Genomic DNA, 25,790 nt, shown 5'->3' on the forward strand with positions numbered 1-25,790 from the left:
CTCCCTCGCCATAAGGGTACGACGCTGCCTACTTATGCCAGGCTCTTGCTCACCACCTCAAACACATCACTGGACAACCCACCCGACGCGAGGATGCGTTCCAGCTCGCCCTTCATCAGCGCCTGGCGGGCGCTGTCGTACTTGCGCCAGCGGGTCAGCGGGGCGAGTTGCCGCGAGGCGATCTGCGGATTGAAGCCGTTGAGCTGGATGACCAAATCGGCCAGGAAGCGATAACCCGAACCGTCGGCGGCGTGGAAGTTGATCAGGTTCTGTCCGGCAAACGCACCGATCAGCGCCCGCACCTTGTTCGGGTTCTTGATGTTGAACGCCGGGTGTTCCATCAACGCCTTGACCCGCGCCAGCCCGCCCGGCAGCGGGCTGCCGGCCTGGACGCTGAACCATTGGTCCATGACCAGCGGGTTGCCCTTGAAGTTTTCCGCGAACACTTCCAGGGCGTGGGCCTTCTCGGTTTCGAACGGCGAATTGACCAGTACCGCCAGCGCGGTCAGGCGTTCGGTCATGTTGTCGGCGGTGTCGAACTGCTCCAGGGTCGCACTCAGTACTTCCGGCTTGTCGGTGAGCATCAGGTACGACAGCGCGATGTTCTGCAAGGCGCGCCGGGCAAAATGCTCGGCCTCGGCCACATACGGCGTGCGCTTCGACAGGTCGCGGTTGGCCTCATAGCGCAGCCACAAGGCTTCGAACAGGCTCTCGGCCAGTTGCTGGCGGGCGAACTCGCGAGCGGCATGGATCGCCTCGACGTCGGCCACTTCGCTGATTTCCGTCAGATAGGCTTCGCTTGGCAGCGAGAGCATTTCCGCGACCATGGCCTGGTCCAGGGATTCGTCCGACAGCACCGTGCGCAATGCACTGACCAGACGCGGATCCAGCGACAGGCTGGCGCCCTTCTGGTGCTGGGCAATCAACTCCTGCAACACCTGCACCGACAACTGCTGGCCGGCATCCCAGCGGTTGAAGCCATCGCTGTCGTGCTGCATCAGGAACATCAACTGGTCGCGGTTGTACGGGAAGCTCAGTTTGACCGGCGCCGAGAAGCCGCGCAGCAGCGATGGCAAGGGTTTCTCTGCGACATCGACGAAGGTGAAGGTCTGCTCGGCTTCGGTCACCGAAATCACCCGGGAGGTGCCACTGGCCGCCGCTTCGCCGCTCAGGCGCAGGGGAATTTCCGCGCCGTTGCTGTCCAGCAAGCCCAGCTCCACGGGAATCACGAACGGCAGTTTTTCCGCCTTGTCCGGGGTCGGTGGGCAGCTCTGGCTGAAGGTCAGGCTATAAGTCCTGGCTGCGGCGTCGTAGGACTCGCTGACCGCCAACCGTGGCGTGCCGGCCTGGCTGTACCAGCGCTTGAACTGACTCAGGTCGACGCCGTTGGCGTCCTCCATGGCCTTGATGAAATCGTCGCAGGTCACGGCCTGGCCGTCGTGGCGCTGGAAGTACAGGTCGCTGCCCTTGCGGAAGCCTTCGGCCCCCAGCAGGGTATGGATCATGCCGACCACTTCCGAGCCCTTTTCATACACGGTCAGGGTGTAGAAGTTGGAGATCTCGATGAAACTGTCCGGGCGCACCGGGTGGGCCATGGGACCGGCGTCCTCGGCAAACTGATGGGTGCGCAGGTAGGCCACGTCCTGGATGCGCTTGACGGTGGCGGAGTTCATGTCAGCCGAGAAGCCAGCGTCACGGAACACTGTGAAACCTTCCTTGAGCGACAGCTGGAACCAGTCGCGGCAGGTCACGCGGTTGCCCGACCAGTTGTGGAAGTATTCGTGGGCGACGATTGCCTCGACTCGCTGGTGTGCGGCGTCGGTGGCGGTTTCGGCGCGGGCCAGCACGGCACTGGAGTTGAAGATGTTGAGGCCCTTGTTCTCCATCGCGCCCATGTTGAAGTCGTTGACCGCGACGATCATGAAGATGTCCAGGTCGTACTCTCGGCCATACACCTCTTCGTCCCAGCGCATCGACTTCTTCAGGCTGGTCATGGCGTGCTGGCACTTGTCGATGTTTTCCGGCTCGACATAGATGCGCAGCGCCACCGTGCGCTCGCTCATGGTGGTGAAGGTGTCCTCGACGCACCAGAGGTCGCCGGCCACTAGGGCAAACAGGTAAGCGGGCTTCTTGAAGGGGTCTTCCCAGGTCGCCCAGTGCCGGCCATCTTCGCCGGGGCCACTGGCAATCGGATTGCCGTTGGACAGCAGCACCGGATAGCTGTGCTGCTCGGCTACCACGGTGGTGGTGAACTTGCTCATCACGTCCGGACGGTCGAGGTAATAGGTGATCTTGCGGAAACCTTCGGCCTCGCACTGGGTGCAGAACATGCCGCCGGATTTGTACAGGCCTTCCAGGGCGGTATTGGTTTCCGGGTGGATCCTGACGCTGGTGTCGACGGTAAAGGCCTGGGCCTTGGGGTGCACGGTCAGGTGGCTGTCATCCAGTTGATAGTCGCCGGCACCGAGATCGGCGTCATCGAGCTTGATCGAGATCAGCTCCAGGTGCTGGCCGTCGAGCACCAGCGGCGGCAGCCCGGCGCCGCGCTCGGGGTTACGGCGCATCACCAGTTGCGCATGGACCAGGCTGTGGTCCTCGAACAACTCGAAGGTCAGGTGCGTCTCGTCGATCAGGTACTCGGGCGCCTGATAGTCCTTCAGGTAAATCATCTTCGGTTGTTCGGTGCGCATGGGTCGAATCCTTCTACTGATGCACGGCGAGCTGGTAGGCCGTGTATTTACGAATATTGATCACGCCGGTGTCGAAAATCAGGTATTGGCCCTTGATCCCCAGCAGCGTGCCTTCGGCAATCGGGTTCTTGTCCAGGTTGAAGCTGACGATCTTGGCCGGGTACTGCTGCACCGGATAACGGATCTCGATCGGTTCGACGTCCGCTATGGTCTGGATCGCCTGTAGGCCGAATCGTTCCTGCAAGCCCTGCAATCCCTGGGCGCAGCTTTCAAACAGCGAATCGCGGATCTGCGGCAGGTCCACGGCGGCGGCATCGCCCTTGAGCAAGGCGCGCCAGTTGGTCTTGTCCGCCACCTGGCTGCGAAACAGGTCCTCGACGAAACCCGATTGCTGACGAGTGGCGACCCGCAGGATCGGCAGCGCCTGGCTGGCGCCCTGGTCCAGCCAGCGAGTCGGCAGTTGCGTGGCGCGGGTGATGCCGACCTTCACGCCGGAGGAATTGGCCAGGTAGACCACGTGATCGGTCATGCAGAACTGCTCGCCCCAGGCCGGATCACGGCAAGTACCGGCCTCGAAATGGCAACGCTCGGGGCTCATGATGCACAGGTCGCATTGGGCCAGCTTGGTCATGCACGGGTAGCAGTAACCCTGGCTGAAACTGGTCTTGGTCCGACGGCCGCAATGGCTGCAATGGATTGCGCCGAGGAACTCCAGGCGCAGCGTGCTGCCAATCAACGGGTTGACCGGCACCTCGACATCCCCCAGGCGAAAGGCGTATTGAACAGTCGGCCCGTCAAGGCGCGCCGACATCTTGCTGATTGCACCGCGGCCAATCTCGATCAATGGATGGCGTCCGACTTGAACAGGATATTCGGCACTTCGGTCGATTTCGACTGGCACTCCTGCGGGCCCATATAGCCGGTGCGCTCTTCTTCGGGCAGGTTCTGGACTTCCCAGGCGATCATCGCCTGCAACGACAACTCGCGCTGCTCGGCGGTGAGTTTGTTGCCATCGGCCCATTTACCGATTTCCACCGCCAGCTTCAGGCTGCGATAGATGTCGGGGGTGATGTTCTGGATCATTTCGTTGAACGAGGACATGGGTTCTCCGCGCAATTGCGCATTTTCAAAAAATACAGGTGCCAGTCATCGGGCCATTTTACGGCGAGCGAACAGCCCACCCAACAACCCCGTGAAGCAGCCGACGAGCAGCCCGCCAACATGGGCACCGTTGGCGATTTCACCGAAACCGATCAGCGAGACCAGCCCGGACAGGCACAACAGCAGCCAGACCAGCATCATCACCAGTACCCCACGGGGCAGGTGATAGGCCGGGTTCGGCGCCAGCAGTTGATAGATCCAGCAATGCCCCAGCAGGCCATACAGCACACCGGACAAGCCGCCGAACAGGGTGGCCCCGCTGACAAAATACTGGACAAAATTGGACACGAGACTGAACAACAGCGTCAGCCCCAACAGGTTGATGCCGCCCTGGCGCGCCTCGATCCGCCGGCCCAGCTCCCAGTACCACATGCCGTTCATCGCAATGTGCAGGAAGCCGAAGTGCACCAGCATCGGCGTCACCAGGCGCCACCACTGCCCCGCCGCCAGGCTGTCGGCCAGGGGCGTGAACTGGATGTACTCGCCGACCACGCGAAACTCCAGGAACGTCAGCCAGCGCAGGGTTTCAAGATTTTCACCCAGCAGCGTGACCGCACTCACGATCAGGCTCAGCAGCAACACCAGTGCGGTGACCGGGCTGCGAGTCAGCTGCTCGACGAAACCCGGGCGCCGCGAGGTGCTGCCAATAGGCGGCAGCTCCAGTTGCTGGTCGGGGTCGCCTGCCGGGAAGCGCGCATAGAGGGCGCGTACATCTTCACCGACTTCATCCGGGACCCAGAGCACCTGTTCGCCGGCCTCTTCGCTGACGCGGTGCGGCACCTGCATGCGCTGCAGCAACTTGACGAAGCCACTCAGATCCTCCGCCAGGGGTAAACGCAAGGCCGCGACGACGCTCATTGCATCACCTCCGGCCGCTCGACATCGACCCAGACGAATTTATGCGGGTCCAGACGGGTTTCCTGATCCAGTCGGTAGGCGGCCAACTTGCCGTAGAGCACCGCGCTGTAATCCAGGCAGGCCAGGTTCGGACGGATCGGCGCCGGTTTGCCGCTGCGCCAGTAATGGCCGACGAACAGCATCGGCTCATCGACGCCGTAGCGCAGCAGGTTGTTCTTTTCTTCCGGGGTCAGTGGCGTGCGGGCCACCGGTTCAGGCAAGGCGTCAGGCTGGAACACGATGTCGCCATAGGTCTGTGGGTTGTCTTCCCAGAACTTGGTGCGGAAAAACGCCCGGGTGAGGCCGTCGCCACCGGTCAGGGTCATCCCGTGGGGCAGGCGCATATCGGTACCGCGCAGCAGGCGGTCGAACACCGTGCAGGCAAAGCTGCCCGATTGCGCCGAGGCCTGGAGGAAATGCTCGTCGACGCAACCATTCGGGAACAGCCCGCGCAACGGCTCGATCAGGCCCGCGTCCCAACAGGCATGCACCACCCGGAAACGGTCGGCGTCGACGAACAGCGGCAGTTCATAGAACCACTTGAGGAAGTCCTGCCAGTCGCCGGGATGCTGCTCGAACTGGGTCAGGGTCTCGTTGAGCAACCGGGCGTGGCGCGGCGTGTGCTCACGCACGTAGCGCTGACCGCTGCCGGGCAGCGCCGGGGTGCTCCAGCCCAGGGCATTGAATTCGTGGTTGCCCATGATGCACAGCGCCTGGCCGGCCACGACCATGTCATGGACGATGTGCAGCGCCTCGCGGATCCGCGGGCCACGGTCGATGATGTCCCCCAGGAACACGGCCATGCGCGACGGATGGCGCCAGACCCCGCCTTGCTTGTGGTAACCGAGTCGGTCCAACAGGCGTTCCAGGGTCAGGGCGCATCCGTGCACATCGCCGATCAGATCGTAACTGCGCGCAGGATCGAGCATCAGTCGCCCCTGCCTCCCAGCCGGCTGCCCCAACCGAGCTTGGTTCGGCAGACTTCGTAGTAGTTGTGATCCAGTGGATGGATCAGGCGCAGTTTCTGCGCCTTCTTGCTGACGGTGATGGTGTCACCCGGCGCGCAGGTGAAATGGTTCTGACCGTCACAGGACACTTGCGGGTAGATCTGCATATCCTTGGACACGACGATTTTCAGCTCGCTGTTGCCATCGACCACGATGGGTCGCCCAGACAAGGTATGGGGGTACATGGGCACAATCACAATAGCGTCGAGCTTGGGATGCATGATCGGCCCGCCGGCGGACAGCGCGTAGGCCGTGGAGCCGGTGGGCGTGGCGACGATCAGGCCGTCGGCCTTCTGGCTACAGACGAACTGGCCGTCGATGTACAGCTCGAACTCGATCATGCGCGTGGACTTGCCGGGGTGCAGCACTACGTCGTTGAGGGCATCGCCCTGGCCGATGGCCTCGGCGTGACGGCGCACCTCGGCTTGCAGCAGGAAACGGTTCTCGACCAGGTAGTGGCCGTCGAGCACCTCGGCGACCTTGACTTCCAGTTCGTCGGGACGGATGTCGGTCAGGAAACCCAGGCTGCCCCGGTTGATCCCCAGCACCGGAATGTTGTGCCGCGCCAGCGCCCGGGCGGCGCCCAGCAGGCTGCCGTCGCCGCCGACCACGATCACCATGTCGCAGACTTCGCCGAGCATCTTGCGCGACGAAGTCTGCAGGCCGTGGCCCGGCAGGACTTCGGCGATGGTGTCTTCGAGGATCACGTGCAGGTGCCGTTCCAGCAGGAACCGCTTGAGGCGGCGAACGGTGTCCAGCACCTGCGAACTGCCCAGGCGACCGATGATGCCGATATTGCGAAATTGCTCCATGGGGCTCCTGCGAGGGTCTGCGACGGGCGAAAAACCCGATTATGGGCGAAAGCGCTCCGTAGACAAAATTCTTTAAGCCTTCAACGTAGCGGCTATGCTCGCAACATGATCCTGTTCCCCGATTTACTCGACCTGCCCCGCCGCCTGCGCCATCCCGAAGTGCGCGACCTGGCGTGGGCGCTGCTGGCCCCGCCGATGCTCATCGACACGCCGTGGCCGCAACGCCATCCGCTGACCGGCAGCGACTGGGTGCGCGAGCCGGATCGGCTGGAGCATTGGCTGCGGCAACTGGACCGCGACAGCTACCCACTGCTGCATTGCCTTTCCCAGGGGCGGACGCGGCGCCTGGGTCTGTACTACGAGCGGCTGTGGCAGTTTGCTGTGCAACAGGCCCCGGGCATCGAGCTGATTGCCGCGAACCTGCCGATCCGCCACCAGGGCCACACCCTCGGGGAGCTGGACTTGCTGCTGCGCGACGGTGACGGCGTCCACCACCTGGAACTGGCGATCAAGTTGTACCTGGGCCCTCAGGACGGTAACGGCCAGGACGCCGCGCAATGGCTCGGCCCGGGTTGCCATGACCGCCTGGACCGTAAACTGGCGCACCTGCGCGAGCACCAGCTGCCGATCTCGGCCCGCCCGGAAAGCCGCGAGGCGCTGGCGGCATTGGGCATCGAGTGCACCGGCAGCGAATTGTTTCGTTCCGAGCTTTGGCTGGGTGGGTACCTGCTCTACCCCTGGCCCGGTAACGCCGAGCCACCGGCGGGCGCCCACCCCAGGCATTTGCGCGGGAGCTGGTTGCATCAGCGAGATTGGCCGGCGTTCGTCAGCCAGCGCCCGCCGGGCCGCTGGCAACCCCTGCCCCGCGCCGCCTGGCTGGCCCCGGCCCATTACCCGGCCGACCAGACCTGGAGCGTTGCGCAACTGAAGGCCTGGCTAGGCGAGTTGGACCCCATGGCGCCAGCGCAGTTGATGGTGCGTTTGACGGAACACAGCGTGGGTGAGTGGGAGGAAGCCGAGCGGGTGTTCCTGGTGGCGGATCTGTGGCCGGATGTGCCGGGCAATAGCTGAATGTTGCTGTGTCTGGACGGCCGCATTCGCGAGCAAGCCCGCTCCCACATTTGGAACGCATTCCCCTGTGGGAGCGGGCTTGCTCGCGAAGAGGCCGCCGCGATCTAGAAAGACAACCGCAACGCCAACGCCGCCAACGTCACCAGCAACACCGGCACCGTCAACACAACCCCGACCTTGAAGTAATAACCCCAGCCAATCCGGATATCCTTGCGCGCCAGCACATGCAGCCAGAGCAAGGTCGCCAGGCTGCCGATCGGCGTGATCTTCGGCCCCAGGTCGCTGCCGATGACGTTGGCATAGATCATCGCTTCCTTCACCGCCCCGGTGGCCTGGCTGGCGTCGATGGACAAGGCGCCGACCAGCACCGTCGGCAGGTTGTTCATCACCGACGAGAGCAAGGCCGTCAACAGCCCGGTGCCCATGGCCGCGCCCCACACGCCGTATCCGGCAAAACCGTCGAGCCAGTGGGCGAGGTATCCGGTCAGCCCGGCGTTGCGCAGACCGTAGACCACCAGGTACATGCCCAGGGAGAAAATCACGATCTGCCACGGCGCTTCTTTCATCGCCTTGCGGGTGGAGATTTTATGCCCACGAGCCGCGACGCCCAGCAGCAACGCGGCACACACCGCCGAAATCGCGCTGATAGGAATCCCCAGCGGCTCCAGGGCAAAGCAGCCCAGTAACAGAATCACCAGCACTGCCCAGCCGGCCATGAAGGTGGCCTTGTCGTGGATCGCACTCGCCGGCTCTTCCAGTTGCCGGGGGTCGTAGTCACGGGGGATGTCCCGGTGAAAGAACCACAACAGGATCGCCAGGCTGGCCGCCACGCTGATCAGGTTCACCGGCACCATGACCGCCGCGTAGCGGCTGAAGCCGATGCCGAAGAAGTCCGCCGAGACAATGTTCACCAGGTTCGACACCACCAGCGGCAGGCTCGCCGTGTCGGCGATGAAACCGGCGCCCATGACGAACGCCAGGGTCGCCGCCGGGGAAAAACGCAGCGCCAGCAGCATCGAAATCACAATGGGCGTCAGGATCAACGCCGCGCCGTCATTGGCAAACAATGCCGACACCAACGCCCCCAGCAACACCATGAACCCGAACAGCTTGCGCCCGCTGCCTCGCCCCCAGCGGGCCACATGCAGGGCGGCCCAGGCGAAGAACCCCGCCTCGTCCAGCAACAGGCTGATGATGATCAGCGCGACAAAAGTGCCGGTGGCGTTCCAGATGATCTGCCACACCAACGGGATGTCCGAGAGGTGCACCACCCCGCTCAACAGGGCCAGCAGCGCGCCAAACGTCGCACTCCAGCCAACACCGAGCCCCTTGGGCTGCCAGATCACCAGGGTAATGGTCAGCAGGAAAATCAACGACGCGATGAGCATGCGTAACAGCCTTGAAAGAGCAGTGGGTAGGAGGAAATCAGCAGCAACGGGCCACCGGACGATCAGTCATCGCGCCCAGGCGCTGCACATCCGCTGCCATCCAGGCCGTGTTGGCCGCCAGCGCCTGTTCCAGCAAAGCGCTGACCCAGGAGGGCAATTGCGGATGCAGACGGTAATAAACCCATTGCCCCTGGCGTCGATCGCTAAGCAGACCGGCGTTGCGCAACTGGGCCAGGTGCCGGGAGATCTTCGGCTGGCTCAATTCCAGCGCGGCGGTGAGTTCGCAGACGCACAATTCACCTTCACGCACCACCAGCAGGGCAATACGCGTACGCGTGTCGTCGGCCAGCGCCTTGAAGACTTCGACGGGATTGTGGGTGTTGGGCATGGCAATGAAGAGTCTGGGTGAACGAAGGGTGAATATATGGAAATTCGAATATTCAGTAAAGCAGGGATTGGCAGCGATAGGTGAACCCGTGGCGAGGGAGCTTGCTCCCGCTCGGTCGGTCCGACGCCTCGGGCGCAGCGACCGCCAAAGGGGCCCGCTGCGCAGGCCAGCGGGAGCAAGCTCCCTCGCCACGGATGTCCATCATGAGTTGGCGGACGGATCAAGCCTTTTTGTGCTGCTCCACCCATTTGCCATAAGCATCAATGAATTTCTGCAAGAACGGCTTCAACGACTCAGACAGGTTGCCTGCCTCGTCAAACGCCGTTCCGGCGCCGCTCAGGTAACCTTCAGGCTGCTGCATGCAAGGCACATCGAGGAACACCAGGGACTGACGCAAGTGATGGTTGGCGCCGAAACCACCAATGGCTCCCGGCGAAGCGCTGATCACCGCGCCCGGCTTGCCGCTCAGGCAGCTCTGGCCATACGGGCGCGAGCCAACGTCGATGGCGTTTTTCAACGGTGCCGGCACCGAACGGTTGTACTCAGGCGTGACGAACAGCAACGCATCCGCCGCGCCGACTTGCTGGCGGAACGTGGTGTAGGCAGCCGGCGGCGTCACATCGATGTCCTCGTTATAGAGTGGCAACTCGCCGATCTCGACAATGCTCAGTTGCAGGTTGGCGGGCGCCAGGTCGGCCAGGGCCAGGGCGATCTTGCGGTTGATCGATGCCTTGCGCAGGCTGCCCACCAGAACGGCCACTTTATAAACATCACTCATGAGAGGCTTCTCGACTGTCGGTTCAAAGGAGCCTGTAGTTATAGATGATCGGCGTGACAATTGGACCAGTGGAGCGACGAAAACCGGCCACCTCGACTATTTTTTTCTTGTAGGAAAACTTCCCGCGCTTGACCAAGGTCTACAGAACCGCAAATCGAGTGATCTATTTCCAGAGGTTCTAAGCAATGGCAGCAGTACTTGTCGGACAATTTCATGCACGGGACGCCGAAGGCCGCGTCTACTCGGTGCATGAATTCCAGGAATCGACCCCGTCGCCCGACGGTAACGGCAAGGAGCCTGTCACCACGTATAAGCTGGCCATCGGAGATCGGGTCAACAAACTCGACGAAGACCGATTCCTGCTGGTGCAGTCAGGCATTGAGCTGACTCGCGAACCTGAAACGCAAATCGCCTTATAAGCTGCGTTATGAGCAGAAGTCATGCCCGGACTTGGGTTAGGATTCGGCCATTCAATGGCACACCCGCCGAACATGGACTTCTTGCATGCGTTTACGCCACATCGAAGTGATCCAGGCGCTGCTGCAAACCGGCCACCTCGGTACTGCAGCGGAGTGGCTGCAATTGCCGACGGCGGAAGTCGAGGCGATCCTGCGCGACGCCGAGGCGCAACTGGGCTTCATGCTGTTTGCCAGTGTCCGTGGGCGCTTGCAGGCAACCCGGGAAACCCTTGAATTGCGCGACGGCATCACGCGGCTGTACGACACCCTGGAACCGGTGCAGCGTTTGGCCAGCAGCCTGAAACATTACCAGGCCCCGCCCCTGCGCATCATCTGCACCCCGCCGCTGGCCCAGCAATTGTTGCCCCAGAGCATCGCCGCCCTGCGCCGCCGCTACCCGGATGCGCCTTGCACCCTGCTCAGCCAGCCGACCCGCGAGATCATCCAGAGCCTGTTGTTGCGAGCCAGCGACCTGGGCCTGAGCCTGCATGACCCCGAACACCCCGACATCCAGTGCCGGATGATTGCCCAGGGCAAACTGCAATTGCTCGCGCCCCATGGCTGGCTGCAACCGCGACAAAAATACGTTTCGCTTCAGGATCTGGCGGGCCAGCCGCTGGTGGGTCTCGACGGGCATGATCCGCTGAGCCCGGCGTTCGAGCACAAACTGGGGGCGCTGCGCCCGGCGCCGGCGATCCAGATTCGCGTGCAGACCCATCAGATGATGCGCGCCATGGTCGAGGCCGGCGAAGGCCTGGCCATCGTCGACCCGTTCACTGCCTCCGGCGCCAAGGGCGGCGGCCTGGACGTTTGCCCGGTGTCGCCTGCCGTTCCGATTGGTCTTTATGCCTTGACCCTGAACGGCACGACGCCCTCTCCCGCCCTGCAAGCATTGCTCGAACGGGTTACGGAACAAGCCGAGGCGCTGCTGGGCCACTGATCGACATGCCCAGCGGATCGTCGAACAACCGGTACCAGAACAGCGCCACCTCGGCGGTATGCCGGTCGATGCCGCGATAGCGCAGGTGATCGATGCCGCCCAGTACATACCCGCAGCGCTCGTAGAGCCGACAGGCGCCCAGGTTATTGTTCTGGGTCTCGAGCATGACGCCCGGCAGTTTTTTCTTGCGGCTCCAGAAATGCGCGACATCAAGCAGTGCCTTGGCTACCCCATGGCGACGGGCCGGGGCGTGCACCGCCAGTTCGTCGATGTGGGCAAAGCCGTTCCAATTGGTGCTGACCACCAGGTGTCCGACAGGCTGGTCGTCGAGATAGGCCATGAAGATTTCGCTGTCCGGTGCATCGCGGAAGCTACTGAATTCCTCCGGGTCGATGCCGTAGCACTTGCTATACGGAACGATGGGCGTCACTGGCCATTGGCTCACGGGCCGGCCGATCTGCGCCGTACCGTACTCGCTGACCTCGAAGCTGAAATCACTGCCCCAGATGTAGGCCGCGAAGCCATCATCGACGACACGCACCGACAACCCGGGGTGCTTGGGATTCATGAACGGTTGCATACTGGGGAAGGTCCTCATTCCTTGAGCCAACCAACGGCGCGTAGCCATCCATTGCCCTTGCTTTGCAAATCTTCAGACATCAAATGGGATCCAATAGCCTGCGTTTTACCTCAGGTTAGAAGGTTGTGGCGATTGTGGCGAGAAATGAACGATAGGTGCGCTGCTCACTTAAGGCTTTACTCAATCATGTGGCGAGGGAGCTTGCTCCCGCTGGCTGCGCAGCAGCCCCATTTTATGAGCGCTTCGCACTCAAGCGGGAGCAAGCTCCCTCGCCACAGGTTCGCCACTTCCCTGGATGAATCAGCTCGCCGCCGTTTGATTCTCGACCAACTGCGTCCACAATGCCGGAGCCCCCGCCGACTTGGCGATGGCCTCCAGACGCGCGGCATGTTCGGCCAGGTCGCTTTCACTGGCACGGATGATCCGGGACGGTTGGCGGTCCGCCGGCAAACGACGGATTTGCGTGACCTGGCTGCCCGAGCCCTCACCAGCACCGTCCGAGGCGTTACCGGCCAGGGACAGGCTGGTCTGGCCACCGGTCATCGCCAGGTAGACGTCAGCCAGGATCTCGGAGTCGAGCAAGGCGCCGTGCAGTTCCCGGCCAGAGTTGTCGACACCGTAGCGCTTGCACAACGCATCGAGGCTGTTGCGCTGCCCGGGATGCCGCTCCCGGGCCATCATCAAGGTGTCGAGGATAGTGCAGTGCCGGGTGATATCGGCCCGGTCGTGCTGCCCCATCAAGGCAAATTCGTTGTTGATGAACCCCACGTCGAACGCAGCGTTGTGGATGATCAACTGCGCGCCCTGGATGAATTCGAAGAACTCATCGGCCACTTCCGCGAAGCGCGGCTTGCCCACCAGGAACTCGTTGGTAATCCCGTGGACGCCAATGGCGCCCTCGTCGCTTTCGCGATCCGGTTGCAGGTACACATGGAAATGGCGACCGGTCAGGCGCCGGCCGATCAGCTCGACACAACCGATTTCGATAATCCGGTGACCATCGGTCACCGGCATGCCGGTGGTTTCGGTATCCAGTACAACAGATCTGTTGGCCATCAGTGTTCAGCTCTCAACGGGGCATGCTTGCAAAAGGGCGGATGTTAACACGCTGGAGAGAGTGCATCCGCACTGTCCTGTCAGCCAGGCTTTGCGGCGAACTGCTTTTGTGGCGAGGGAGCTTGCTCCCGCTTGAGTGCGCAGCGCTCACAAAGATGGGCCTGCTTCGCAGTCCAGCGGGAGCAAGCTCCCTCGCCACAGGCAAGCTGCCTCGCCACAGGTTTACTTCAACGGTTCAAGCCTGCTTATAGCCCCGCACCTCATCCACCCCACGATTGGCCAACTGGTCGGCCCGTTCGTTGCCGTGGTGACCGATGTGGCCGCGCACCCATTTCCAGGTGACGTTGTGGCGGTTGACCTGTTCGTCCAGCAGCATCCACAGGTCGGCGTTCTTGACGGGCTCCTTCGCAGCGGTTTTCCAGCCACGTTTCTTCCAGTTCGCCATCCACTCGTTGATCCCCTTCATCACGTATTGCGAGTCGGTGACCAGCAGTACGTCGCAGGACCGCTTGAGCTCTTCAAGGCCGCGGATGGCGCCCATCAGTTCCATGCGGTTGTTGGTGGTGTTGGCTTCGCCGCCCCAGAGTTCTTTCTCCACGCCCTTGCATACCAGCAACGCACCCCAGCCGCCCGGACCGGGGTTGCCCTTGCAGGCGCCGTCAGTGAAGAGTTCTACGCTATCGCTCATGCCAATCTATCCAGGAAAAATGCAAAGGCCTGCCGGCCAGGCCGAAAAACGCCTGTAACCGAAATACCGGCCAGACCAGCAGAAAAAGGGTTATGGCTCGATGTGGCGCCGATTGACCTTGGCCATCGGCAAGGGGATCAACTTGCCCATCGGCTCGCGTCGGACCTGGCGCACCGGACGCAGCCCGACCGCGATCTTGCGCGCCACCAGCAGGTAGAAGCCGCCGCCGGACAGTTGCCAGTCACCGGCCTTGCGCTCCCAGCCGGCCAGGCGGGCTTGCCACTTGGGCGACGCAAGCGGCGGACGATAGCACCCGAAGCGGCGTTTCTCCAGCGCGAAGCCCAGCAGGTTGAGCCAGTCGCCCACCCTCGAGGCCGAGATGCAACGGGCCTGGCGCAAGGCATCGTGGGCAAACACATGCCGCAGCCCCCAACTGCTCCAGGGATTGAGGCCGATGATCAGCAGGTGCCCACCGGGGCGCACGCTGCTGGCGGCCTCACGCAGCAAGCCGTGGGGAGACAGGCAGAAATCCAGGCCATGCTGCATCACCACGACATCGGCGGCATGCTCGCTCAGTGGCCAGGCCTGTTCCTCGCAGACGATTTCCACGCCGGGCAACGGCGCCCCCAGCCGCACGTTGCGCTGGACTTGCGGTGCCGACGGCGGGGTCTGTGCCGAAGGCCCATAGTGCACAAGATAGCCGCCGAAGAACCGCCCCAGCTCGTCTTCGAGCATGCGTCGTTCTTCTTCCAGCAAAAACTGCCCGACCGGGCCGGACAGCCATTCACGGGCGGCGCTGATCAACGCCAGCCAGTCAGGATCAGCCTGAGCGAACGCTTCATCGGTCATTGCATTCTCCAACGCGCCAGGAAGTTCTAAGATGCGCCTTTGTTTTCTGCTTGGCGAATTCCGCGATGATACAGATCAGTGCCCTGCCCGCGTTCACCGATAACTACATCTGGTTGTTACAGGATCACTCCACCCAGCGCTGCGCCGTGGTCGACCCGGGTGACGCCGCGCCGGTGCAGGCCTGGCTCGACGCCCATCCAGGCTGGGTCCTGAGCGATATCCTGATCACCCACCATCACCATGACCATGTCGGAGGCGTCCAGGCGCTGAAGGACGCCACCCACGCCACGGTTCATGGCCCGGCCAGCGAGAATATACCGGCACGGGACAAAGCCCTGCGCGACAACGACAAGGTCAGCGTGCTCGGCTGGGACTTCGATGTCTACGCCGTGCCCGGCCACACGCTCGGGCATATCGCCTACTACCATCATGGCCTGCTGTTCTGTGGCGATACGCTGTTCGCCGCCGGTTGCGGCCGGCTGTTCGAGGGCACGCCCGAACAGATGCATCACTCCCTCAGCCGTCTCGCCGCCTTGCCCGAGGATACGCTGGTCTACTGCACCCACGAATACACCCTCAGCAACTTGAAATTCGCCACGGCGGTGGAGCCGGACAACCAGGACATCGCCGCCCGTCTGGAAAAAGTCAGCCGCCAGCGCGAGGAAGGCGTTATCACCCTGCCCTCGACCCTGGCCCTGGAAAAACTCACCAATCCGTTCCTACGGGTTGCTGAAACATCTGTTAAACAAAAAGCAGACGAACGGAACGGCCAGCGTAACCAGACGCCGAGTGAGGTTTTTGCGGCCTTGAGGGCTTGGAAAGATAAGTTCTAAGGGACCTATCGATTGATACAAAAATTCTGAATGGTTGACCTGTTGGGGTGCGCTTTCTAGAATCGGCCGACATTTTTGCCCGGAACTTACTTCCAGCCAATGTCGTCATCTATACGCAGGTCCGCCCAGTCCGACACTTTGACCCGCCTGGCTCAAGCCATCGCGGTGGCTGTGTCCGCCACACTGGCGGGCTGCCAGAGCAGCGGCCAACTGCCCCAGACCGATACGGCGCAAGTGCCGAAGAACATGGCCGCTCGCGCCAAGCAGAAGCCTGTCTGGCTCAGCGAAAAGCCCAGCCCCCAAGTGCCCCAGGATATCTGGGAGCGCATGCGCCAGGGCTTCCAGTTGCAAGAAACCGCCGGGGTCAACCCACGTATCGAGCAGCAACGCCTGTGGTTCGCCAGTAACCCGTCCTTTCTGGAAGGCGCCGGTGAACGCGGCAGCCTGTACATGCATTACATCGTCGAACGCCTGGAAGAGCGCAACATGCCGCTGGAGCTGGCGCTGTTGCCAGTGATCGAAAGCGCCTACAACCCGATGGCCTATTCCCGGGCCAATGCCGTGGGGTTGTGGCAATTCATCCCGTCCACCGGGCGCTACTTCAACCTGCGCCAGACCCGTTTCTATGACGGGCGTCGCGACATCACCGCCTCCACCACGGCCGCCATGGATTATCTGACGCGCCTGCACGACATGTTCAACGGTGACTGGCTGCTGGCGCTGGCCGCCTACAATGCCGGCGAAGGCACGGTCAGCCGGGCGATCGAACGCAACGAGAAGCTCGGCCTGCCCACCGACTACTGGAACCTGCCGCTGCCGGCCGAAACCCAGGCCTACGTGCCCAAGCTGCTGGCGCTGTCCCAGGTCGTGCTGTCCCCCGACGCCTACGGTGTGAACCTCAACCCGATTGCCAACGAGCCGTACTTCCAGGTCGTCGAGATCAACCAGCGCATGGACCTGTCCAAGGTCGCGGCGGTGGCGAATATCGACGAGGATGAGCTGTTCCAGCTCAATCCGGCCTTCAAGCAGCGCACCACCATCGACGGCCCCCAGCATTTGCTGGTGCCCACCTCCAAGGCGCAACTGCTGACCGCCAGCCTGTCGACCATGCGCCCGGAAGAACTGATCAGCCAGCGCTCGCTCAAACCGGTCTTCGAAACCGTCGACGACAGCGAAGTGGAAGGCGCCCGCCGCACCTACCGGGTCAAGCGCGGCGAGAACCTGGCCCAGATCGCCAAGGCCAACAATGTCCAGACCAAGGACCTGCAACGCTGGAACAAACTCAGCGGCAACAAGCTCAAGGTCGGCCAGACCCTGGTGATGCAGGACGTCAAGGCCACCAAGGCGGCCAAGAGCACTGGCAAGCGCATCAACACGGTGGTCGCGGCTAACAGCAAGAGCGAGAAATCCAAGCAAACCCAATACAAAGTCCAGCAAGGCGACTCGCTGTACGTGGTGGCCAAGCGCTTCAACGTCGAGATGCAACACCTCAAGCGCTGGAATCCCCGGATGGGCAAGGCCCTCAAGCCTGGGCAGATGCTGACGGTCTACTCCCCGCACTAAGCCCTGACAGCCTCCCTCGCCACAGGTTCAGTGCCCGGCGGTGCCGTTCAACTGACGCCCCTCCACCCCCCGCCTTTTTCCTGCCGATACAAGCTGTTACTGTACGGGCCATAAAAGCCCAAGCCGCCTGGATCGGATCTCAGACTTGATACGTCCCCTCCTCCTGTTCCTGATCAGCCTGGCCTTGAGCTACCCCGCCAGCGCAACCATCAGCGAAAGCCATGGCTACGCGCAGTTCGGTACGCTCAAGTACCCGGCCAGATTTACCCATTTCGACTGGGTCAATCCGCAAGCGCCCAAGGGCGGTACCTTGCGGGTCATGGCATTTGGCACCTTCGATACGCTCAATCCGTATACCTTCAAGGGCAGCAGCCCGGTATCCACGCCGAATTTCCTGCAATACGGCATCAACGAGCTGAACGAGCCGCTGATGGTCGGCACCGGCCAGTACGCGCCGTCCGGCGACGAGCCGACGTCGAGCTACGGCTTGATCGCCCGGTCGGTGGAATACAGCGAAGATCGCAGCTGGGTAGTGTTCAACCTGCGGCCCGAGGCGCGGTTTCATGATGGGGTGCCGATTACCGCCTACGACGTGGCCTTCTCCTACCGGACGCTGCTCAAGGAAGGTCATCCGCAATATCGCACCAACCTGCAGGAAGTGCTGCGGGTCGACATTCTCAATCCGCTGAAAATCCGCTTTGTCTTCAAGCGCGCCGGCAACCCACTGCTGATCCTGCGCCTGGGTGAGTTGCCTGTGTTGCCCCAGCACTACTGGAAAGACCGCGACTTCAAGGCCACGACCTTCGAGCCGCCCCTGGGCAGTGGGCCTTACCGTATAACCAAGGTGCAACCCGGTCGCCAACTGGTGTTCGAACGGGTCAAGGACTATTGGGGCAAGGACCTGGCGGTCAATCGTGGCAAATACAACTTCGACCGCATGGAGGTGGAATTCTACCGCGACAGCGACGTCGCCTTCGAAGCCTTCAAGGCTGGTGAATTCGACATCTACATCGAGCACCAGGCCAAGAACTGGGCCAACGGCTATGACTTCCCGGCGGTCCAGCGCGGCGATGTGATCAAGGCACAGATTGCCCATCAGATCCCGACCCAGACCCAGGGCCTGTTCATGAACACCCGGCGCAGCACCTTTGCCGAGGTGAAAGTGCGTGAAGCGCTGGGGCTGATGTTCGATTTCGAGTGGACCAACCGCACGCTGTTCAGCAGAGCCTACAAACGCACCCTCAGCTACTACCCCAACAGTGAGTTCTCTGCCACCGGCCTTCCGGTGGGCCACGAATGGCTGCTGCTCAAGCCGTATCGCGACCAGTTGCCGCCGCGCCTGCTCACCGAACCCTTCAGCCTGCCCCGCACCGAAGGACGCGGCATTCCCCGGGAAACCTTGCGCAAGGCACTGGGGTTGTTGAAGGAAGCCGGCTGGACCCTCAACGGCCAACGCTTGCTGAACGCCAATAGCCAGCCCCTGAGTTTCGAAATCCTGCTGGTGAACCCGAACCTTGAGCGGATCCTACAGCCTTACGTCGAGAACCTCGCCAGTATCGGCATCCAGGCCCGGCTGCGCACGGTGGACCGGGCCCAGTACAAACAGCGCCTGGACCAGTTCGACTTCGACATGATCCTGCTAACGCTGAACCAGACCCTCAGCCCGGGCCTTGAACAGTGGCAGTACTTTCATTCCAGCCAGGTCGGGGTCAAGGGCAGCAAAAACTACGCCGGGATCGCCAACCCGGTGGTCGATCACTTGCTGGAAAAACTCCTGGCCGCTCAGACCCGCGACGAACAGGTCGCCGCCGGCAAAGCTCTCGACCGGGTGCTGCTGTGGCAGCACTACTGCATTCCCAACTGGTATCTCAACTATCATCGCCTGGCGTACCGCAACCGGTTCGCCTTCGTCACCACGCCGCCCTATACCCTGGGCCTGAGCGCATGGTGGCTGAAATCTTCGGAGAAAGATCAATGAAGCCTTTTCGCGCCCTGCTCCTGCAGGCCAGTGGCCTGCTGTTCGCCGGGCTGGCCTGTGCCGCGCCGCAGCACGCCGTGACGCTGTACAACGAACCACCGAAGTACCCGGCCGACTTCAAGCACTTCGACTACGTGAACCCCCATGCACCCAAGGGCGGGATCTTCCGCCAGGGCGGCTTTGGCGGCTTCGACAGTCTCAACCCGTTCATCAGCAAAGGCGTACCGGCCGATGACATCGGCCTGATCTACGACACCCTGGCCAAGCAAGGCCTGGACGAACCCTTCACCGAGTACGGCCTGGTCGCCGAGAAAATCGAAAAGGCCCCGGACAATGCCTGGGTGCGCTTTTACCTGCGTCCCGAAGCCCGCTTCAACGACGGCCACCCGGTGCGCGCCGAAGACGTGGTGTTCAGCTTCCAGACGCTGACCAAGGACGGCGCACCGATGTTTCGCGGCTATTACAACGACGTCGCCGAAGTCATCGCCGAAGACCCGCTCAAAGTGCTGTTCAAGTTCAAGCACACCAATAACCGCGAACTGCCGCTGATCCTCGGCCAACTGCCGGTATTGCCCAAGCATTGGTGGGCCGACCGGGACTTCAACAAGGGCAACCTGGAAATCCCCCTCGGCAGTGGCCCGTACCGGGTGGCCGAAGTGAAGGCCGGGCGCTCGGTCCGCTATGAGCGCGTCAAGGACTACTGGGGCAAGGACCTGCCGGTCAACCGCGGCTTCTACAACTTCGACGTGCTGACCACCGATTATTACCGCGACAACACCGTCGCGGTCGAGGCGCTGAAAGCCGGGCAGTTCGACTTCTGGCTGGAGATGACGGCCAAGAACTGGGCCAATGCCTACAACATCCCCGCCGTCACCGAAGGCCGGCTGATCAAGGAGCAGATTCCCAACGGCAACCCCACCGGCATGCAGGGCTTTGTCTTCAACCTGCGCCGTCCGGTGTTCCAGGACGTGCGGGTGCGCAAGGCCCTGAGCCTGCTGCTGGACTTCGAGTGGACCAACAAGCAACTGTTCAACAGCGCCTACGCCCGCACCCGCAGTTACTTTGAAAACTCGGAAATGGCCGCCACCGGCCTGCCCGGCGAAGACGAGCTGAAAATTCTCGAACCGCTGCGCGGCAAGATTCCCGAGCAGGTCTTCACCGAGGCGTTCCAACCCTCGATGTGCGATGGCAGCGGGATGATTCGCGACCAGCAGCGCAAGGCTTACCAACTGCTGCAAGAGGCCGGCTGGCGCATCGTCGACGACAAGATGGTCGACGCCCAGGGCAAGCCGGTGGTGCTGGAATTCCTGCTGGCCCAGACCGAATTCGAACGGGTGCTGCTGCCATTCAAGCGCAACCTGAGCGACCTGGGCATCGATCTGGTGATCCGCCGGGTGGACGTGTCCCAATACATCAACCGCGTGCGCTCGCGGGATTTCGACCTGGTGGTGGGCAGCTTCCCGCAGTCCAGTTCGCCGGGCAACGAGCAACGTGAATTCTGGATGTCGGCCGCCGCCGACAAGCCCGGCAGCCGCAACACCATGGGCCTGAAGGATCCGGCGGTCGACCAGTTGGTGGAGCAACTGATCAACGCCGATTCGCGCAAGAGCCTGGTGGCCCATGCCCGAGCGCTGGACCGAGTGCTGCAATGGGGCTATTACGTGATCCCCAACTGGCACATCAAGACCTGGCGCGTGGCCTACTGGAACCATATCGGTCATCCGACAGTCACGCCAACCTATGACATCGGCACCACCACATGGTGGGTCAAGCCGGACACCAAGCCTGCCGAAGAAGTGAAACAAGTGATCGAAAAACAGAACAACGCTGCTCCGTCGAGCGTGGAGTAACCGATGCTGGCTTATATTTTCCGGCGGCTGCTGCTGATCATTCCGACCCTGTTCGGCATCCTGTTGATCAACTTCCTGATCATCCAGGCCGCGCCCGGCGGGCCGGTCGAGCAGATGATCGCCAAGCTCGAGGGGTTTGAAGGCGCCACCAGCCGTATCGCCGGCGGCGGCGCGGAAGTCTCGGTGGCCGGTTCCTCCTACCGTGGCGCCCAGGGCCTGGACCCGGCGCTGGTCAAGGAAATCGAGCGGATGTACGGCTTCGACAAGTCGGCGCCTGAACGCCTGTGGATCATGATCAAGAACTACGCCCACCTGGATTTTGGCGACAGCTTCTTCCGCGACGCCAAGGTCATCGACCTGATCAAGGAAAAGATGCCGGTGTCCATTTCCCTCGGGCTGTGGAGCACGCTGATCATGTACCTGGTGTCGATCCCACTGGGGATCGCCAAGGCCACGCGCCATGGTAGCCATTTCGACGTGTGGACCAGTTCGGCGATCATCGTCGGCTATGCAATTCCTTCATTCCTGTTCGCTATCCTGCTGATCGTGGTGTTCGCCGGTGGCAGCTATTTCGACTGGTTCCCGTTGCGCGGGCTGACCTCGAACAATTTCGACCAGCTGACCCTCGGCGGCAAGATCCTCGACTACTTCTGGCACCTGGCCCTGCCGGTGACCGCGCTGGTGATCGGCAACTTCGCGACCATGACCCTGTTGACCAAAAACAGCTTCCTCGACGAAATCAACAAGCAGTACGTGGTCACCGCCAAGGCCAAGGGCCTGACCCGCAACCGGGTGCTCTACGGTCATGTGTTCCGCAACGCCATGCTGCTGGTGATCGCCGGTTTCCCTTCGGCGTTCATCGGCATTTTCTTCACCGGATCCTTGCTGGTGGAAGTGATCTTCTCCCTCGACGGCCTGGGCCTGATGAGTTTCGAAGCGGCGATCAACCGCGATTACCCGGTGGTGTTCGGCACGCTGTTCATCTTCACCCTGCTGGGGCTGGTGGTGAAACTGATCGGCGACCTGACCTACACCTTCGTCGATCCGCGCATCGACTTCGAAAGCCGGGAGCATTGAGATGAACCTGTCCCCGCTCAATCGCCGGCGCTTCGAACTGTTCAAGGCCAACAAGCGTGGCTGGTGGTCGCTGTGGTTGTTCCTGATCCTGTTCGGGCTGAGCCTGGGCGCCGAACTGATCGCCAACGACAAGCCGCTGGTGGTGCACTACGACGATGGCTGGTACTTCCCGGCCCTCAAGCGCTATCCGGAAACCACCTTCGGCGGCGAATTTCCGCTGGAAGCCAACTACAAGAGTCCGTACATCCGTGAGCTGCTGGCCGCCAAGGACGCCTGGGTGCTGTGGGCGCCGATCCCGTTCAGCTACCAGAGCATCAACTATGACCTGAAGGTCCCGGCCCCGGCACCACCTTCGGCGATGAACTGGCTGGGCACCGATGACCAGGGCCGCGACGTACTGGCCCGGGTGATCTACGGCTTCCGTATTTCGGTGCTGTTCGCCCTGACCCTGACGGTGCTCAGCTCGATCATCGGGGTGATCGCCGGCGCCCTGCAGGGCTTCTACGGCGGCTGGGTCGACCTGGCCGGCCAGCGCTTCCTGGAGATCTGGTCGGGGCTGCCGGTGCTCTACCTGTTGATCATCCTGGCCAGTTTCGTGCAGCCCAACTTCTGGTGGCTGCTGGGCATCATGCTGCTGTTTTCCTGGATGAGCCTGGTGGACGTGGTCCGCGCCGAGTTCCTGCGCGGGCGCAACCTGGAGTACGTGCGCGCCGCACGGGCGCTGGGCATGCAGAACGGCGCGATCATGTTCCGCCACATCCTGCCCAATGCCATGGTCTCGACCATGACCTTCATGCCATTCATTCTCACCGGCGCCATCGGCACCCTCACCGCCCTGGACTTCCTCGGCTTCGGCCTGCCGCCAGGCGCGCCGTCCCTGGGCGAACTGGTGGCCCAGGGCAAATCCAATCTCCAGGCGCCGTGGCTGGGCATCAGCGCGTTCGCCGTGCTGGCGCTGATGTTGAGCCTGTTGGTGTTCATTGGCGAGTCCGCTCGCGATGCCTTCGATCCGAGGAAGTGAAATGAACCAGGATAATCTGATCGAAGTCCGCGACCTGGCGGTGGAATTCATCGTCGGCGAACGGCGCCAACGGGTGGTCGAAGGCGTCAGTTTCGACATCAAGCGCGGCGAAACCCTGGCCCTGGTTGGGGAAAGCGGCTCCGGCAAGTCGGTCACCGCCCACTCGATCCTGCGCTTGCTGCCCTACCCGCTGGCCCATCATCCCAGCGGCAGCATTCAGTACGCCGGCCAGGATCTGCTGGGCCTGAAGGAAAAAACCATCCGCCACATCCGCGGCAACCGGATCGCGATGATTTTCCAGGAGCCGATGACCTCGCTCAATCCACTGCACTGCATTGAAAAACAGATCAATGAAGTGCTTGGCATCCACAAGGGCCTGACCGGCAAGGTCGCGACCCGCCGCACCCTCGAACTGCTGGAACTGGTGGGCATCCCAGAACCGCACAAGCGCCTCAAGGCCCTGCCCCATGAACTGTCCGGCGGCCAGCGCCAACGGGTGATGATCGCCATGGCCCTGGCCAACGAGCCGGAACTGCTGATCGCCGACGAACCGACCACGGCCCTGGACGTCACCGTCCAGCTGAAAATCCTCGAATTGCTCAAGCAATTGCAGGCACGATTGGGCATGTCGCTGCTGCTGATCAGCCACGATTTGAACCTGGTGCGAAGAATTGCGCATCGCGTATGTGTCATGCAGCGCGGTTGCATCGTCGAACAGGCATCGTGCGAAGACTTGTTCCGCGCACCGCAGCATCCGTACACTCGGGAACTGCTGGGCGCCGAGCCCAGCGGCACCCCGGCAAGTAACGTGGTCGGGCCGCCATTGCTGGAGGTCGAGGACCTGAAAGTCTGGTTCCCGGTCAAGAAAGGCCTGTTCAAACGCACGGTAGACTACATCAAGGCCGTGGACGGTATCCGCTTCAGCCTGCCCCAGGGCCAGACCCTGGGCATCGTCGGCGAAAGTGGTTCGGGCAAGTCCACCCTGGGGCTGGCGATCTTGCGGTTGATCGGCAGCCAGGGCGGGATCCGCTTCGAAGGCCAGGCGCTGGACGGCCTGACGCAGCAACAGGTGCGACCGCTGCGCCGGGAGATGCAAGTGGTCTTTCAGGACCCGTTCGGCAGCCTGAGCCCACGGATGTGCGTGAGCCAGATTGTCGGCGAAGGCCTGCGGATCCATGGGATCGGCACCGAAGCCGAGCGGGAACAAGCGATAATCGCGGCATTGAAGGAGGTAGGCCTGGATCCGGACACCCGGAACCGCTACCCCCATGAATTTTCCGGAGGGCAACGGCAGCGTATCGCCATTGCCCGGGCCCTGGTGCTCAAGCCGGCGTTGATCCTGCTGGATGAACCCACGTCGGCCCTGGACCGTACCGTGCAACGCCAGGTGGTGGAGCTGTTACGGTCGCTGCAAACCAAGTACAACCTGACGTATCTGTTTATCAGCCATGACCTGGCTGTCGTCAAAGCGCTGAGCCACCAGCTGATGGTGGTCAAGCATGGCCAAGTGGTCGAACAAGGTGATGCCCGCAGCATATTCGCCGCGCCGCAGCACCCCTATACACAGCAGTTGCTGGAGGCCGCCTTCCTGGCCCCAACAACTGCCGAATAACCTGAAAGAGGAGCAACACATGGGTTTTCTCGCCGGTAAGCGCGTACTGATCGTCGGTGTCGCCAGCAAGCTGTCCATCGCATCCGGCATCGCTGCCGCCATGCATCGCGAGGGCGCTGAACTTGCCTTCACTTATCAGAACGACAAACTCAAGGGTCGTGTCGAAGAGTTCGCGCAAGGCTGGGGTTCGAGCCCGGAGCTGTGCTTCCCGTGCGATGTGGCCAGCGACGAAGAAATCGCCAAGGTCTTCGAGCAACTGAGCAAGAAGTGGGATGGCCTGGACTGTATCGTGCACTCCGTGGGCTTCGCCCCGGGCGACCAACTGGACGGCGACTTCACCGAAGCCACCACCCGTGAAGGTTTCCGCATCGCCCACGACATCAGCGCCTACAGCTTCGTGGCCCTGGCCAAGGCCGGTCGCGAAATGATGAAAGGCCGCAACGGCAGCCTGCTGACCCTGTCGTACCTGGGCGCCGAGCGCACCATGCCGAACTACAACGTGATGGGCATGGCCAAGGCTTCCCTGGAAGCCGGCGTACGCTACCTGGCCGGCTCCCTGGGCCCGGACGGCACCCGCGTCAACGCAGTCTCGGCCGGCCCGATCCGCACCCTCGCCGCCTCCGGCATCAAGAACTTCCGCAAGATGCTGGCCGCCAACGAAGCGCAAACCCCGCTGCGTCGCAACGTCACCATCGAAGAAGTCGGCAACGCCGGCGCCTTCCTGTGCTCCGACCTGGCCTCGGGCATCAGCGGTGAAATCATGTACGTGGACGGCGGCTTCAACACCACCGCCATGGGCAACATCGAAGAGTAATCTTCAGCGCACCGCTGCGTAGAAACGCCGCTTGACCTGGACAGGGCAAGCGGCGTTTTTTATTGCCAACTGTTCCGTTACCGCCCCCCTGTGGGAGCGAGCTTGCTCGCGATGGCGGTGTCTCAGCCAGCACAAATGTTGAATCTGCCCTAGTCTTCGCGGGCAAGCCCGCTCCCACATGGGTTCTCGGGTGTCTGTGGGCTCGGCGGTCAACACAGCTCCTTTGTGGGAGCGGGCTTGCTCGCGATAGCGGCGTGTCAACCAGCACAAATGTTGAAT

The 25,790-nt window shown here is 62.3% G+C and carries 24 protein-coding genes; 11 read left to right on the plus strand and 13 right to left on the minus strand.

Annotated elements, in window-relative coordinates:
- Window positions 1–32 precede the first annotated feature (32 nt).
- Genes pepN through RGM2987_RS19770 form a run of 6 tightly spaced genes read right to left on the minus strand, consistent with a single transcriptional unit; the run spans window position 33 to window position 6,567 of the window.
- A complete protein-coding gene (gene pepN / locus RGM2987_RS19745; protein ID WP_245144489.1) occupies window positions 33–2,690 on the minus strand; it encodes an aminopeptidase N in 2,658 nt (885 codons plus the stop codon).
- Window positions 2,691–2,703: 13 nt separating this feature from the next.
- Entirely contained in the window at window positions 2,704–3,534 is an 831-nt protein-coding gene (locus RGM2987_RS19750; protein WP_245144491.1) for a DUF2797 domain-containing protein, read from the minus strand.
- On the minus strand, window positions 3,531–3,791 hold the full coding sequence (locus RGM2987_RS19755; protein ID WP_245144494.1) for a DUF1315 family protein: 261 nt from the start codon (window positions 3,789–3,791) through the stop codon (window positions 3,531–3,533). Before RGM2987_RS19755 ends, RGM2987_RS19750 begins: the two co-directional genes overlap by 4 nt.
- A 45-nt stretch (window positions 3,792–3,836) precedes the next feature.
- Window positions 3,837–4,709 (minus strand): rhomboid family intramembrane serine protease, encoded by an 873-nt coding sequence (locus RGM2987_RS19760; RefSeq protein WP_245144496.1) that lies wholly within the window; start codon window positions 4,707–4,709, stop codon window positions 3,837–3,839.
- A complete protein-coding gene (locus tag RGM2987_RS19765) occupies window positions 4,706–5,680 on the minus strand; it encodes a metallophosphoesterase (protein WP_245144583.1) in 975 nt (324 codons plus the stop codon). The genes RGM2987_RS19760 and RGM2987_RS19765 overlap by 4 nt, the downstream gene beginning before the upstream one ends.
- Complete coding sequence (locus RGM2987_RS19770) at window positions 5,677–6,567, minus strand: NAD(+) kinase (RefSeq protein ID WP_245144498.1); 891 nt, start codon at window positions 6,565–6,567, stop codon at window positions 5,677–5,679. The genes RGM2987_RS19765 and RGM2987_RS19770 overlap by 4 nt, the downstream gene beginning before the upstream one ends.
- Before the next feature lie 105 nt (window positions 6,568–6,672).
- Here RGM2987_RS19770 and RGM2987_RS19775 point away from each other — a divergent pair, with 105 nt between their 5' ends.
- Complete coding sequence (locus RGM2987_RS19775) at window positions 6,673–7,638, plus strand: DUF1853 family protein (RefSeq protein WP_245144500.1); 966 nt, start codon at window positions 6,673–6,675, stop codon at window positions 7,636–7,638.
- Between the two features lie 104 nt (window positions 7,639–7,742).
- On the opposite strand, the gene RGM2987_RS19780 is transcribed toward RGM2987_RS19775, so the two are convergent.
- The 3 genes from RGM2987_RS19780 to RGM2987_RS19790 all read right to left on the minus strand — a co-directional run bounded on the left by RGM2987_RS19780 (window position 7,743) and on the right by RGM2987_RS19790 (window position 10,192).
- Entirely contained in the window at window positions 7,743–9,026 is a 1,284-nt protein-coding gene (locus tag RGM2987_RS19780; RefSeq protein WP_245144502.1) for an arsenic transporter, read from the minus strand.
- Window positions 9,027–9,063: 37 nt separating this feature from the next.
- Window positions 9,064–9,414, minus strand: a complete 351-nt coding sequence (locus RGM2987_RS19785; protein ID WP_245144503.1) for a metalloregulator ArsR/SmtB family transcription factor — start codon at window positions 9,412–9,414, stop codon at window positions 9,064–9,066.
- 220 nt (window positions 9,415–9,634) lie between these two features.
- The gene (locus RGM2987_RS19790; RefSeq protein ID WP_245144504.1) at window positions 9,635–10,192 is read right to left on the minus strand and encodes an NAD(P)H-dependent oxidoreductase; all 558 of its coding nucleotides are present in this window, start codon (window positions 10,190–10,192) and stop codon (window positions 9,635–9,637) included.
- 185 nt (window positions 10,193–10,377) lie between these two features.
- Here RGM2987_RS19790 and RGM2987_RS19795 point away from each other — a divergent pair, with 185 nt between their 5' ends.
- Complete coding sequence (locus RGM2987_RS19795; RefSeq protein WP_245144505.1) at window positions 10,378–10,611, plus strand: hypothetical protein; 234 nt, start codon at window positions 10,378–10,380, stop codon at window positions 10,609–10,611.
- Between the two features lie 85 nt (window positions 10,612–10,696).
- Window positions 10,697–11,590 carry a LysR family transcriptional regulator gene (locus tag RGM2987_RS19800; protein WP_245144506.1) on the plus strand — a complete coding sequence of 298 codons (894 nt, stop codon included), beginning with the start codon at window positions 10,697–10,699 and terminating at the stop codon, window positions 11,588–11,590.
- Here the strand turns inward: RGM2987_RS19800 and RGM2987_RS19805 are convergent.
- From RGM2987_RS19805 to RGM2987_RS19820, 4 genes are all read right to left on the minus strand, one after another.
- A complete protein-coding gene (locus RGM2987_RS19805; RefSeq protein ID WP_245144507.1) occupies window positions 11,556–12,170 on the minus strand; it encodes a GNAT family N-acetyltransferase in 615 nt (204 codons plus the stop codon). The genes RGM2987_RS19800 and RGM2987_RS19805 overlap by 35 nt on opposite strands.
- A 300-nt stretch (window positions 12,171–12,470) precedes the next feature.
- Window positions 12,471–13,226, minus strand: a complete 756-nt coding sequence (dnaQ, locus tag RGM2987_RS19810) for a DNA polymerase III subunit epsilon (protein WP_245144510.1) — start codon at window positions 13,224–13,226, stop codon at window positions 12,471–12,473.
- A 235-nt stretch (window positions 13,227–13,461) separates the two neighbouring features.
- The gene (gene rnhA / locus RGM2987_RS19815) at window positions 13,462–13,914 is read right to left on the minus strand and encodes a ribonuclease HI (RefSeq protein ID WP_122565618.1); all 453 of its coding nucleotides are present in this window, start codon (window positions 13,912–13,914) and stop codon (window positions 13,462–13,464) included.
- A 90-nt stretch (window positions 13,915–14,004) separates the two neighbouring features.
- Complete coding sequence (locus RGM2987_RS19820) at window positions 14,005–14,763, minus strand: methyltransferase domain-containing protein (protein WP_041024177.1); 759 nt, start codon at window positions 14,761–14,763, stop codon at window positions 14,005–14,007.
- 65 nt (window positions 14,764–14,828) lie between these two features.
- Between RGM2987_RS19820 and gloB the strand changes: the two genes are divergently transcribed.
- The 8 genes from gloB (at window position 14,829) to fabI (ending at window position 25,511) form a co-directional block, all read left to right on the plus strand.
- Window positions 14,829–15,596, plus strand: a complete 768-nt coding sequence (gloB, locus tag RGM2987_RS19825; RefSeq protein ID WP_245144513.1) for a hydroxyacylglutathione hydrolase — start codon at window positions 14,829–14,831, stop codon at window positions 15,594–15,596.
- A 99-nt stretch (window positions 15,597–15,695) separates the two neighbouring features.
- On the plus strand, window positions 15,696–17,159 hold the full coding sequence (locus RGM2987_RS19830; protein ID WP_245144515.1) for a transglycosylase SLT domain-containing protein: 1,464 nt from the start codon (window positions 15,696–15,698) through the stop codon (window positions 17,157–17,159).
- A gap of 145 nt (window positions 17,160–17,304) precedes the next feature.
- On the plus strand, window positions 17,305–19,137 hold the full coding sequence (locus RGM2987_RS19835) for an extracellular solute-binding protein (protein ID WP_245144518.1): 1,833 nt from the start codon (window positions 17,305–17,307) through the stop codon (window positions 19,135–19,137).
- Window positions 19,134–20,987, plus strand: coding sequence for an extracellular solute-binding protein (locus RGM2987_RS19840; protein WP_245144519.1), 1,854 nt, complete (start codon window positions 19,134–19,136; stop codon window positions 20,985–20,987). The genes RGM2987_RS19835 and RGM2987_RS19840 overlap by 4 nt, the downstream gene beginning before the upstream one ends.
- Before the next feature lie 3 nt (window positions 20,988–20,990).
- Entirely contained in the window at window positions 20,991–22,064 is a 1,074-nt protein-coding gene (locus RGM2987_RS19845) for a microcin C ABC transporter permease YejB (protein ID WP_245144521.1), read from the plus strand.
- A gap of 1 nt (window position 22,065) precedes the next feature.
- Window positions 22,066–23,085 (plus strand): ABC transporter permease, encoded by a 1,020-nt coding sequence (locus tag RGM2987_RS19850; RefSeq protein ID WP_245144523.1) that lies wholly within the window; start codon window positions 22,066–22,068, stop codon window positions 23,083–23,085.
- Between the two features lies 1 nt (window position 23,086).
- On the plus strand, window positions 23,087–24,697 hold the full coding sequence (locus RGM2987_RS19855; protein WP_245144524.1) for an ABC transporter ATP-binding protein: 1,611 nt from the start codon (window positions 23,087–23,089) through the stop codon (window positions 24,695–24,697).
- A gap of 19 nt (window positions 24,698–24,716) precedes the next feature.
- Window positions 24,717–25,511, plus strand: coding sequence for an enoyl-ACP reductase FabI (gene fabI, locus RGM2987_RS19860; protein WP_245144525.1), 795 nt, complete (start codon window positions 24,717–24,719; stop codon window positions 25,509–25,511).
- Window positions 25,512–25,790 lie beyond the last annotated feature (279 nt).

The sequence above is a fragment of the Pseudomonas sp. RGM2987 genome (assembly GCF_022952855.1).
Lineage (GTDB): Bacteria > Pseudomonadota > Gammaproteobacteria > Pseudomonadales > Pseudomonadaceae > Aquipseudomonas.